Annotated in this window: 13 protein-coding genes; 8 read left to right on the top strand and 5 right to left on the bottom strand. The window is 71.7% G+C overall.

The window, feature by feature from the left end:
- Positions 1-188: 188 nt before the first annotated feature.
- A complete protein-coding gene (locus tag ABZZ74_RS08390; protein WP_208782054.1) occupies positions 189-932 on the bottom strand; it encodes a SigE family RNA polymerase sigma factor in 744 nt (247 codons plus the stop codon).
- A 255-nt stretch (positions 933-1,187) separates the two neighbouring features.
- Here ABZZ74_RS08390 and afsQ1 point away from each other — a divergent pair, with 255 nt between their 5' ends.
- The 5 genes from afsQ1 (at position 1,188) to ABZZ74_RS08365 (ending at position 4,994) form a co-directional block, all read left to right on the top strand.
- Positions 1,188-1,865: a two-component system response regulator AfsQ1 gene (afsQ1, locus tag ABZZ74_RS08385; RefSeq protein WP_013001223.1), complete on the top strand. Its 678-nt coding sequence runs from the start codon at positions 1,188-1,190 to the stop codon at positions 1,863-1,865.
- The gene (locus ABZZ74_RS08380) at positions 1,862-3,424 is read left to right on the top strand and encodes a HAMP domain-containing sensor histidine kinase (protein ID WP_356762499.1); all 1,563 of its coding nucleotides are present in this window, start codon (positions 1,862-1,864) and stop codon (positions 3,422-3,424) included. Before afsQ1 ends, ABZZ74_RS08380 begins: the two co-directional genes overlap by 4 nt.
- A complete protein-coding gene (locus ABZZ74_RS08375; RefSeq protein ID WP_356762498.1) occupies positions 3,421-4,026 on the top strand; it encodes a hypothetical protein in 606 nt (201 codons plus the stop codon). The genes ABZZ74_RS08380 and ABZZ74_RS08375 overlap by 4 nt, the downstream gene beginning before the upstream one ends.
- A 119-nt stretch (positions 4,027-4,145) precedes the next feature.
- Positions 4,146-4,697 (top strand): VanZ family protein, encoded by a 552-nt coding sequence (locus tag ABZZ74_RS08370; protein WP_356762497.1) that lies wholly within the window; start codon positions 4,146-4,148, stop codon positions 4,695-4,697.
- Between the two features lie 93 nt (positions 4,698-4,790).
- Complete coding sequence (locus ABZZ74_RS08365; protein ID WP_133049972.1) at positions 4,791-4,994, top strand: PspC domain-containing protein; 204 nt, start codon at positions 4,791-4,793, stop codon at positions 4,992-4,994.
- Positions 4,995-5,069: 75 nt separating this feature from the next.
- Here ABZZ74_RS08365 and ABZZ74_RS08360 read toward each other — a convergent pair whose 3' ends face one another.
- Entirely contained in the window at positions 5,070-5,429 is a 360-nt protein-coding gene (locus ABZZ74_RS08360; protein WP_356762496.1) for an ATP-binding protein, read from the bottom strand.
- 140 nt (positions 5,430-5,569) lie between these two features.
- On the bottom strand, positions 5,570-6,727 hold the full coding sequence (locus tag ABZZ74_RS08355; protein WP_356762494.1) for an adenosine deaminase: 1,158 nt from the start codon (positions 6,725-6,727) through the stop codon (positions 5,570-5,572).
- Between the two features lie 113 nt (positions 6,728-6,840).
- Between ABZZ74_RS08355 and ABZZ74_RS08350 the strand changes: the two genes are divergently transcribed.
- The gene (locus ABZZ74_RS08350; RefSeq protein WP_356762493.1) at positions 6,841-7,602 is read left to right on the top strand and encodes an alpha/beta hydrolase; all 762 of its coding nucleotides are present in this window, start codon (positions 6,841-6,843) and stop codon (positions 7,600-7,602) included.
- Between the two features lie 41 nt (positions 7,603-7,643).
- Here ABZZ74_RS08350 and ABZZ74_RS08345 read toward each other — a convergent pair whose 3' ends face one another.
- Positions 7,644-8,606 (bottom strand): LysR family transcriptional regulator, encoded by a 963-nt coding sequence (locus ABZZ74_RS08345; RefSeq protein ID WP_356762492.1) that lies wholly within the window; start codon positions 8,604-8,606, stop codon positions 7,644-7,646.
- Between the two features lie 63 nt (positions 8,607-8,669).
- Here ABZZ74_RS08345 and ABZZ74_RS08340 point away from each other — a divergent pair, with 63 nt between their 5' ends.
- Together ABZZ74_RS08340 and ABZZ74_RS08335 are read left to right on the top strand one after the other, a co-directional pair.
- Positions 8,670-9,941 (top strand): MFS transporter, encoded by a 1,272-nt coding sequence (locus tag ABZZ74_RS08340; protein ID WP_356762491.1) that lies wholly within the window; start codon positions 8,670-8,672, stop codon positions 9,939-9,941.
- Between the two features lie 130 nt (positions 9,942-10,071).
- Complete coding sequence (locus ABZZ74_RS08335) at positions 10,072-11,100, top strand: sigma-70 family RNA polymerase sigma factor (RefSeq protein WP_356762490.1); 1,029 nt, start codon at positions 10,072-10,074, stop codon at positions 11,098-11,100.
- Here the strand turns inward: ABZZ74_RS08335 and ABZZ74_RS08330 are convergent.
- A complete protein-coding gene (locus ABZZ74_RS08330) occupies positions 10,984-11,370 on the bottom strand; it encodes an STAS domain-containing protein (RefSeq protein WP_356762489.1) in 387 nt (128 codons plus the stop codon). The genes ABZZ74_RS08335 and ABZZ74_RS08330 overlap by 117 nt on opposite strands.
- Positions 11,371-11,479 lie beyond the last annotated feature (109 nt).

The raw sequence follows: 11,479 nt of genomic DNA, 5'->3' as shown, positions 1-11,479 counted from the left end.
CCGCGGACGTCGAGCTCGCCGCATAACCCCAACAAGACCGAATCACCCCAAACCCAGCAGGGGTGCCTTGACGAAGGACATAGAGGCACCCCCCCGTGGGTCCAACCCCCGTTGGTCCCCCGTGACCCCCGTTTCCCCCGTGGGTCCCCCCGGTTACCGCTCCCCCGTGACTTGCTTCCCCCCGACCCTCAGGCGACGAGCTCCCCGAAGGCGTTCTCCTCGTCACGGCCGAAGCTGAGGACCTCGTCCTCGCGCAGCCGGCGGAGCGACCGCCAGATGCTGGACTTCACCGTGCCGACACTGATGTCGAGTATCTCCGCGATCTCCGGGTCGGTGCGGCCCTCGTAGTAGCGCAGGACCAGCATCGTCCGCTGGAGTTCGGGCAGCCGGGCCAGCGCCTGCCACAGGACCGCGCGCAGTTCGGTGCCGCGCATCGCGTCCGTGTCGCCGGGCGTCTCCGGCAGTTCCTCGGTCGGGTACTCGTTCAGCTTGCGGCGGCGCCACGCGCTGATGTGCAGGTTCGTCATGGTGCGGCGGAGGTAGCCCCCGACCGCGGCCTTGTCGCTGATCCGGTCCCACGCCCGGTAGGTCGAGAACAGCGCGCTCTGCAGCAGGTCCTCGGCCTCGAAGCGGTCACCGGTGAGGTGATAGGCGGTGGCGTACAGGGAGGCGCGGCGCTCCTGGACGTAGGCGGTGAACTCCGCCTCCGACAGCGAACGACGCTCCCCCGTGTCCTCCCCGTACGCGCTTCCCCCGTGCGGTTCCCCCGTGCAACCGTCAACCACCGTCATGTACGCGGTGTGCTGACGCCCGGCGCCGCGAGCGCACCCCCGCCCGCTCACGGCGCCGGACTCCTTCGAACCCCGGCCCCCGTTCACGTCGTGCAGGCGCGTGATCACTGCGCTATTGCTGGTGCTGTGCAGCGTGTTCATCTCGCGCCCCCCGTCGTGGACTTCCGGTGTTCTGCTTGCTCAGGCGGTGTGTCTGTGCGGTGCTTGTTTGCCTGTGCCGAGAAGCTTGCCCTCGCACCTTCATGGCCGTGTCCGCCGACTGTCACAGACCTGTCACAGGGGTCGGTCGCAGCGGACGCACAGTCCGGTCACAGAGAAGAGCGGTACGGGCACGCAGCCGTACAGGTGTGTATCAGGAGTCGAAACACCACCCCGCCATGGGCCAGAATGACCCCCGTGCCTTCCCTGTTGCTGATCGAGGACGACGACGCCATCCGCACGGCCCTGGAGCTCTCACTGACGCGCCAGGGACACCGTGTGGCCACCGCTGCCACCGGTGAGGACGGCCTGAAACTGCTGCGCGAGCAGCGGCCGGACCTGATCGTGCTGGACGTGATGCTGCCCGGCATCGACGGGTTCGAGGTGTGCCGGCGCATCCGGCGCACGGACCAGTTGCCGATCATTCTGCTGACCGCGCGCAGCGACGACATCGACGTGGTCGTCGGGCTGGAGTCCGGCGCCGACGACTATGTCGTCAAACCCGTGCAGGGACGGGTGCTCGACGCCCGGATCCGGGCCGTGCTGCGGCGCGGCGAGCGGGAGGCGAACGACGCGGCGACCTTCGGCAGCCTCGTCATCGACCGCGCGGCCATGACCGTGACGAAGAACGGCGAGGACCTGCAGCTCACCCCGACCGAGCTGCGGCTGCTGCTGGAGCTCAGCAGGCGGCCCGGTCAGGCGCTCTCCCGCCAGCAGTTGCTGCGGCTGGTGTGGGAGCACGACTACCTCGGCGACTCCCGGCTGGTGGACGCGTGTGTCCAGCGGCTGCGCGCCAAGGTCGAGGACGTCCCCTCGTCCCCGACGCTGATCCGTACCGTGCGGGGCGTGGGCTACCGGCTGGACACGCCTCAGTGACACCAGCGCAAGGGGGGGTTCGCGGCTGGGCCGCGACTCGCAAGGGACATCTGTCACGACTGCGGTTCACCAGCCTGCGGCTGAGGCTGGTCGTCGTGTTCGGGCTGGTCGCGCTCACCGCCGCCGTCTCCGCGTCCGGCATCGCGTACTGGCTCAACCGCGAGGCCGTGCTCACCCGTACCCAGGACGCCGTGCTCGGCGACTTCCGGCAGGCGATGCAGACCCGGGCCGGCACCCTGCCCCCGCATCCCACGCAGGACGAACTGCAGCACACCGCCGGCCAGATGGCGAACAGCAGCCAGCGCTTCAGCGTGCTGCTCGTCGCCCAGGACTCCGACGGCCGCACGGTGTACGGCAGTTCGGGCGCCCTGGACGGCTTCTCGCTGCAGGACGTGCCCGCGTCGCTGCGCGCGGCGGTGAACAAGCGGCAGCAGGTCGACTCCGGCAACAAGTACGCGTACCACCTGTACTGGCAGCGGGTCGTCGACCACGGCACGCCCTATCTGGTGGCCGGCACGCGGATGATCGACGGCGGGCCGACCGGCTACATGCTGAAGTCGCTGGAGCCGGAGGCCAAGGACCTCAACTCGCTCGCCTGGTCGCTGGGCATCGCCACCGGTCTCGCGCTGGTCGGCTCCGCGCTGCTCGCGCAGGCCGCCGCCTCGACGGTGCTCAAGCCCGTGCAGCGGCTGGGGGTCGCCGCGCGCCGGCTCGGCGAGGGCAGGCTGGACACCCGGCTGAGGGTGTCCGGGACCGATGAACTCGCCGATCTGTCACGGACGTTCAACGACGCGGCCGAGGCGCTGGAGAAGCGGGTGGACGACATGGCCGCGCGGGACGATGCGTCCCGGCGGTTCGTCGCCGACATGAGCCACGAGCTGCGTACTCCGCTCACCGCCATCACGGCGGTGACGGAGATCCTGGAGGAGGAGCTGGAGGCGGAGTCCGGGTCGATCGATCCGATGATCGAGCCGGCCGTGCGGCTCGTCGTCAGCGAGACCCGGCGGCTCAACGACCTCGTCGAGAACCTCATGGAGGTCACCCGCTTCGACGCGGGTACGGCCCGGCTGGTGCTGGACGACGTGGACGTGGCCGACCAGATCACCGCGTGCATCGACGCGCGCGCCTGGCTGGACGCGGTCGACCTGGACGCCGAGCGCGGCATCCACGCCCGGCTGGACCCGCGCCGGCTCGACGTCATCCTCGCCAACCTGATCGGCAACGCCCTCAAGCACGGCGGCTCCCCGGTGCGGGTGTCGGTGCGGACGGCGGACGACCACGTGGTGATCGCCGTACGGGACCACGGGCCCGGCATCCCCGAGGACGTCCTGCCGCACGTCTTCGACCGGTTCTACAAGGCGAGCGCCTCCCGGCCCCGCTCCGACGGCAGCGGCCTCGGTCTGTCCATCGCGCTGGAGAACGCGCATATCCACGGCGGCGAGATCACCGCCGCCAACTCGCCCGATGGCGGCGCGGTGTTCACGCTGCGGCTGCCGCGCGACGCCTCGGCGCTGGCGCAGGAAGCCGCCGAGGGCGACGTGAAGAAGGGGGAGGCGTGAGGAACGTACGCCGGCTGACGGCGCTGTCCCTGCTGGGTGTGGTGCTCACCGGGTGCGGCATCCGCTCCACCCAGGTGCCCACCGACTTCGGCGCGGCGCCCTCGCGGGTGCTGTGCTCGCTGGCCGGGCCGGACGTCACCGCGCAGGCCTCGCGCGGGCTGCCGGTGCAGGTGTTCCTGCTGTGCGGCTCCTCGCTGGTGGCCGTCGACCGGGCGGTGCGCGTCCCGGACGGCACGGCGGACTCGCGGCGGCGGGTGCTGGTGGCGCAGGGGCTGCTCGACCAGCTCGCGGCGACGCCGTCCGCGGCCGAGAAGGAGGCCGGGTACACGACGGACGTACGGGGCGGTATGACCGTCGGCGGGCCGCGCCCCGGCGATCCCGACGACGCCCTGCGGCTGAGCACCGAGCCCCGCGACCTGACCTCCTACGCGCTGGCCCAGCTGGTGTGCACGTTCTCCGACTCGGCCGCCGCCGAGGGCGACGGCTCGGTCATCCTGGGCGGTCCCGGCAAGGAGCCGCCGCGCCGCTACGCCTGCACCGACGACCTCCGCTCCCGGCCGGGCAGCGAGACACCACCGTCCAGCGAGGTCACGGGCGGCTGAGGCCGGCGAGGCTCCCGCGCCGGGTGAACCGGGTCTGGAATGCGGGTGTGGCACAGGCCTCGTACAGGTACGTCGGCGGACCCGGAACCGATCGTGCCGGGCGCCGCGTCTTGGGTGGCGTGCAGCGTCAAGGCTCCATCGGCGGCAGCGCCGCGATCCGCATCCGTGTGACGGGAGGTGTCCTCCTCGTCGCACACCTCGCGCTCGTCGCCTGGCTCACGCTGCGTCCGCTGGATGTGCCCTGGGTGCAGCCGCCCAATCTGCGCCCCCTGGCCGGCATCCGGGCCGACCTGACGCTGGGGTGGCCGGAGGCGGCCCACCGCATCGCCGAGGGCGTCGCCCTGCTCGCCCCGCTCGGGGTCCTGCTGCCGATGACCCATGGCAGGCTCGACGCCTCCCCGCTCGCCTCCCTGGTCCGTACGGTGGCCGCGGGCGCCCTGGTCTCGCTGGGCATCCTGATCCTGCAGACGGGTGTGCCGGGCCGGGTCCCGGACATCGACTCGCTGCTGCTCAACACGGTGGGGGTGGCCCTCGCCCACCTCGCCGTCGTCCCCGCCTCCCGCGCCCGGCTCCGTCGCAGGTCCGAGCGGCGGGAGCGGGCGGCCCTCCGTCAGGAGGAAGCTGCTCAGGGTCCGACCCCGACGTTTCCCAGGGTCGGGATGGCTCCGTAGTGTGACGTTTTGCGAGCTTCGGGTACGTAGCGTTGGAGGCAGTCGGGGAGGCCGCACGGGCCCCTCGGAACGACGCTCACGAAGGAGCCGCACATGTCCGCCCTCGTCCGCCCCACCAACGGCCGCATGATCGGCGGAGTGTGCGCCGGTCTGGCCCGTCGCTTCGGTACCTCCGCGACCACGATGCGGGTGATCTTCCTGCTGTCGTGTCTGCTGCCGGGCCCGCAGTTCCTGCTCTACATAGCGCTGTGGATCCTGCTGCCCTCGGAGGGTAAGGCGGCCCGCACCGCCTGGTAGTCCCGGACCGCGTACGCCGACGGGGCGCACCCCGTGTCCAGGAGGTGCGCCCCGTCGGCGTGTCCGGGGGGCGGTTCAGCCGAGCGGGAGGCCGTTCACCGGCAGGCCGTGGGTGGGCAGGCCGGTCTGGCCCAGGGGGAGCCCGCCGAGCAGTCCGGCGACGGGCGCGGTCGGCCCGTCCGCGAGCACACGCTGCACGGCCGGCTGCACGGCGGCCAGACCCGTGGCGAGCGCGGGCTGCGCCTGGCTCACCGCCTCGCCGGCACCCGGCAGCGCCTTGGAGACGTTCTCCGCCGGGAGCGTCTTGGTGACGGTGTCCAGCGCCCCGGAGGTGTCCGGGAGCGCGGGGGCGGCGTTCGCGGCGCCGGCACCGACGGCGGCGAAGGCGGCACCGAGAGCGGCGACACCGAGGGTCTTGGCAGCAGACTGCTTCATGAAATGCGTCCTCGAAATGGGATGACGGGGAATGCGAGCGGTCCATGACCGTAAACATGCCGACCCGCCCGCCGCAAACATCGAAATGCGGACGGGTTGTGAACACCCGCCCGCATTCCCTGCACCCCGCTGTCCCCCGATCAGCCCTCGAAGTCCGCAGAACCGCTGGTGGAAGCCGTTTGCTGGAACAGCCATTCGGACTTGAGCTCGGCATATCCGGGCTTGACGACGTCATTGATCATCGCCAGTCGTTCATCGAAAGGAATGAACGCTGATTTCATCGCATTGACGGAGAACCACTGCATGTCGTCGAGCGTGTAACCGAATGCTTCGACAAGGTGCTCGAATTCCCGGCTCATGCTGGTGTTGGACATCAGCCTGTTGTCCGTGTTCACGGTCGCCCGGAAGTGCAGACGCCTCAGCAGCCCGATCGGGTGCTCGGCGTAGGAGGCGGCGGCGCCGGTCTGGAGGTTGGAGCTGGGGCACATCTCGAGGGGGATGCGCTTGTCCCGTACGTAGGACGCGAGCCGGCCGAGCTTCACCGTGCCGTCGGCGTGCACCTGGATGTCGTCGATGATGCGCACCCCGTGTCCGAGCCGGTCGGCGCCGCACCACTGCAGGGCCTGCCAGATGGACGGCAGCCCGAAGGCCTCGCCGGCGTGGATGGTGAAGTGGTTGTTCTCGCGCTTGAGGTACTCGAAGGCGTCGAGGTGCCGGGTGGGCGGGTAACCGGCCTCCGCGCCCGCGATGTCGAAGCCGACGACGCCGAGATCCCGGTAGCGGTTGGCCAGTTCGGCGATCTCCAGGGCACGGGCTGCGTGCCGCATCGCGGTGAGCAGGGCGCCGATGCGGATACGGTGACCGTTCGCCCGGGCGATCCGCTCCCCTTCCCGGAAGCCCTCGTTGACGGCCTCGACGACCTCTTCGAGGCTGAGCCCGCCTTCGAGGTGCTGTTCGGGCGCGTAGCGCACCTCCGCGTAGACGACCCCGTCCTCGGCGAGGTCCTCGGCGCACTCGCGGGCGACCCGGACCAGGGCGTCCCGGGTCTGCATCACACCGACGGTGTGGGAGAAGGTCTCCAGGTACCGCTCCAGGGACCCGGAGTCGGCGGCCTCGCGGAACCAGACGCCGAGTCGGCCGGGGTCGGTCTCGGGGAGACGTGAGTAGCCCGTGTCGCGGGCGAGTTCGACGATCGTCCCCGGGCGGAGGCCGCCGTCGAGGTGGTCGTGCAGCAGAACCTTCGGCGCCCGGCGGATCTGGTCCGGCGTCGGGGTGTTCGAGATGGTCTGGCTCGTCATTTCCGCACTGTACCTCCTACGCGCGTAGACAGCGCGGTGTACAGCTGCGTCGATACGTAACGGTGACCGCAGGGACGGGTCGCGTACACCCGTCCTTCTGACACTGTTCTGTCATGGCACACCAAGCGACGCCGGTTCCACGGGCCCGGCTGGGGAGGGCGCTCGGCCCGGAGCCGACGGCGGTGAGCGGAGTGGTGCTGCTGCTCCCCGGCGGCGACGAGGAGTCCGGCCGCAGACCGTCCCCCATGCTCGCCACGGCATCCGTACGGGCGCTGGGCCGCCGGCTGTCCCGCGCGGGACGGGAGCAGGGCCTGGCCGCGCATGTCGTCCACTACCGGTACCGGGGGTGGAACGGCAGCGAGGCGCACCTGGCCCAGGACGCCTCCTGGGCCGCCGACGAGGTGATACGGCGCTACGGCGACGTCCCCGTCTGCCTCGTCGGCCTCGACATGGGCGGCCGGGCCGCGCTCAGGGCGGGCGGGCACGAGGCCGTCAACTCCGTGGTGGCGATCGCGCCTTGGCTCCCCGAGGACGACATGGCGGCCTCCCCCGAACCGGTGAAACAGCTCGTCGGGCGGCGGGTGCTGATCGTGCACGGCACCAACGACGACGTGTGCGACCCCGAGCTGTCCTTCCGCCTGGCGGCCCGGGCGAAGAAGGCGAACCGGGACGTGTGCCGGTTCGAAGTGCACTCCGACGGACACGGGTTGCACCAGTACCGGGCGGAAGTGCAGGCGCTCGCCGAGGACTTCGTGATGGGCGCGCTGTTCGGAGGCGTGGTGTCGCGGCCCGTCCAGGACGCGCTGGCGGCTCCGCCGCCGTTGGGGCTGCGGATGCCGCTGGCCGTCGGGTTCGGAAAATCGTTGCGCCGGTGAGCTGATCATTGCGCCGGTGAGCCGACCGTCGGGCCGGTGGGCTAGGCGGGGAGCAGGCCGCCCCTCCTGGACAGCAGGAACTTCTTGAAGGCCGCCACCGGGGGTGTGTCCGGGTGGCCGTCGAGCCAGGCCACACCGATCTCGCGGGCCGCGCGCGGGGAGGTGACGGTCAGCTCCACGACGCCGGGACGGGGGAAGGCCGGTGGAGGCAGCAGCGCGACGCCCAGGCCCGCCGCGACCAGGCCCCTGAGGGTCTCCGCCTCTTCTCCCTCGAAGGCGATCCGGGGCTTGAAGCCGGCCTCCTTGCACAGGTCGTCCGTGATGCGGCGCAGGCCGTACCCCGGTTCCAGGGTCACAAAGGTCTCGTCGGCCGCTTCCGCGAGGCGGACGCGTCTGCGGGCGGCGAGGCGGTGGTCGGCGGGGACGACCAGACGGAGTTTCTGTTCGTCGAGGCGGCGGGCGACGAGGTCGGGGGCGTCCGGGACGGGCGAGGTCAGGCAGAGGTCCAGCTCGCCGGCGCGGAGTTTCTCCAGCATGGCCTCGCCGTAGTTCTGGACGAGGCTGAAGCGGACGCGGGGATGGTCGACGCGGAAGGCCTGGATGAGCCCGGGGACGGTTTCCGCGCCCATGGTGTGCAGGAACCCGAAGGCGACCTTGCCGGTGGCGGGGTCGGCGTCGGCGCGGACCTCGTCGGCGGCGCGTTCGATCTCGGCGAGGGCGCGCTCGACGGAGGTGAGGAAGGTGCGCCCGGCCGGGGTGAGGGAGAGGGTGCGGCCGTGGCGGGCGAACAGGTCGACGCCGAGGTCCTGTTCGAGGCGGACCATCGCGCGGGAGAGCGTCGACTGCGGGACCTGGAGTTCCTGGGCGGCGCGGGTGACGTGCTCGGTGCGGGCGACGCCGGCGAAGTGGGCGAGGCGCGGGGCGAGCAGCATCGCCATGTCCGTCGTGTCTTGTGTGTCACCGGTCGGGGACAGGCGGGCCTGTGAGCTCGGTTGATGCACCATGGGAACGATTATGGCGATTCCGTGCATTGGACGGATGAGCGGGGGTGTACGTAGCTTCGAGGCATGTCTCCCGCCAGTACCGGGGCGTCCACCGCCGTGGACGCCACCATGTCCGTCCCTGTCGTCGACTCCCGTATGGCCCCGGGTGGGCCCGGCTACCGCCGGATGAGTTTCGCGCTGTTCCTCGCGGGGGTCGCGACCTTCGCGCTGCTGTACTCCACGCAGGCCCTGCTGCCGCTGATCTCCGGTGAGTTCGGGGTGGCGGCGAGCGAGGCGAGCTGGACGGTGGCGGCGGCCACGGGCGGACTGGCGCTGTTCGTGCTGCCGATGAGCGCGCTGTCGGAGCGGTTCGGGCGCCGTACGGTGATGACGGCCTCGCTCGCGGTGGCGGTGACCGTGGGCCTGCTGGTGCCGTTCGCTCCGTCGCTGGGCGTGCTGGTGGTGCTGCGGGGCCTGCAGGGCGCCGCGCTGGCCGGGCTTCCGGCGTCCGCGACCGCCTACCTCGCCGAGGAGGTCCGACCGAAGGCCCTGGTCACGGCGATCGGGCTGTTCGTGGCCGGCAACAGCGTCGGCGGGATGAGCGGCCGGGTCGTCACCGGCTGGGTCGCGCAGGAGTGGGGCTGGCGGGTCGCGGTGGGCGTCATCGGGGTGATCGCCGTCGTCTGCGCAGCCGCCTTCCGGATGCTGCTGCCGGCGCCGACCCACTTCGTCGCCGGATCGCTGCGGCCGCGTGTCCTGGCCCGGACGGTCCGCGACCACCTCTCCGACCCGCTGCTGCGCCGGCTGTACGCGATCGGCGCGCTGTTCATGACGGTGTTCGGCGGGGTCTACACCGTCATCGGCTACCGCCTGACCGAGGCCCCCTTCTCGCTCCCCCAGGGCATCATCGGGTCGATCTTCCTGGTGTACCTGGTCGGCACGGTCTCGGCGTCGACGGCCGGACGGCTGGTGGACCGGCTGGGCCGCCGCGGGGCCCTGTACCTGGCGGGCGGTACGACCGCCACGGGGCTGCTGGTGTCCCTGGCGCCCTCGCTGCCACTGGTCCTGCTGGGCCTGGTGCTGATCACGGCGGGCTTCTTCGCGGGCCACGCGGTCGCCTCCTCGGCCGTGAGCAAGACGGCCACGACCGGCCGCGCGCAGGCGTCGGCGCTGTACCAGTCGGCGTACTACGTCGGCTCCAGCGCGGGCAGCACGGTGGGGGCGACGGCCTTCCACACCGGGGGCTGGGCCGGGACGGTCGGCGTCGGGCTGCTGGCGGTCCTGGGGGTCGTGACGATCACGGTGTTCGGCACGCGGGCGGCGAGGGTCGCCGCGCGCCGCCCGATCACGGCGTAGCCCCGTTCCGCCCACCCCCTGTGACCTGCACCTTTCCCCGCTCGACACGCCATTGTCAGTGCCCTGCGGTAGCTTCCGAAGTGCTGGGCGCAAAGGCGCGACACAGAACGGCCACAGGGGTGGGTGGACGATGGGCGAGAGCACGGCGGCGACCGCGACGGCGGACCTGGACCTCAAGCTGGAGAAACACCGCGTCGAGCTGACCGGGTACTGCTACCGCATGCTCGGCTCCTCGTTCGAGGCCGAGGACGCGGTGCAGGACACCATGGTCCGCGCCTGGCGGAGCTACGAGAAGTTCGAGGGCCGCTCCAGTCTGCGTTCCTGGCTCTACCGCATCGCGACCAACGTCTGTCTCGACATGCTGACCGCCGGCAACAAGCGCGCCCGCCCGATGGACCTCAGCGAGTCGACCCCGCTCGCCCAGGCCGCCCTCTCCCCCCGCCCGGACAACACCTGGCTCGAGCCGATGCCGGACAACCGCGTGCTGCCCACGACCGACGACCCCGCGGAGGCGGCCGTCGCCAAGGAGTCCGTGCGGCTGGCCTTCATGGCGGCGCTGCAGCAGCTGCCCGCCAAGCAGCGCGCCGTGCTGATCCTGCGCGAGGTGCTGGCCTGGAAGGCGAGCGAGGTCGCGGAGCTGCTCGACACCTCGGTCGCCTCGGTCAACAGCGCGCTGCAGCGGGCCCGGGCCACCCTCGCCGAGCGGGAGCAGGGCGACAAGGCGGCCTCGGCGGCCGTCTCCGACCCGCTCGACGAGGAACAGCAGAAACTCCTGGAGCGGTATGTGGCGGCCTTCGAGGGCTACGACATGACCGCTCTGACGGCCCTGCTGCACGAGGACGCCGTCATGACGATGCCGCCGTTCGACCTGTGGCTGACCGGCCACGACGACATCACGGGCTTCATGACCACGCTCGGCTCCGCCTGCGAGGGCTCGCGACTGGTGCCGGTCCGGGTCAACGGCCTGCCCGGGTTCGCCCAGTACAAGCCGGACCCGGAGGCGGGCGGTTACGCGCCCTGGGCGGTGCAGGTGCTGGAGATCTCAGACGGCCGGCTCACCGGGTTCCACTTCTTCCTCGACACCAAGCGGTGGTTCCCGCTGTTCGGGCTGCCCCTCCACCTCGATGCGGAGCCCGACCAGGTCGAGCAGGGCGTGTAGGGAGGGCGCCGGGTCCCGCAGCCGGATCCGTCCGCCGGCCCGCCGGGCGGCCAGCTGGAGCCGGGCCAGCAGGTCCACGGCGGCCAGGCCCGGCGGCCCGATGCCGGCGACGTCGACCACGACCACTCCCGCCCCGCCGGCCTCCAGCAGCGCCCGCACGTCGTCGCACAGCCCCGCCACCTCGTCACGGGTGACGGGGCCGGGCAGTACGAGTACGGCGGGTGTCATGGCGTCCACGATCGGTAGACCGGGCGGGCGGGCGGAACTCATCGGAGCGCACCGCCCACGAGGCGTGTCCGCGGGGCCTCGGCCCGCATCCCGCCGGTCGGAATCACATTGACCGTCCGCCCTCCCGCCCCGGAGGGTTGCCTGTATGCGC

Origin of the sequence: Streptomyces sp. NPDC006476 (assembly GCF_040612015.1) — a bacterium.
GTDB classification, from domain to species: domain Bacteria; phylum Actinomycetota; class Actinomycetes; order Streptomycetales; family Streptomycetaceae; genus Streptomyces; species Streptomyces griseorubiginosus_B.
This window is presented reverse-complemented; position numbering and strand designations above follow the sequence as displayed.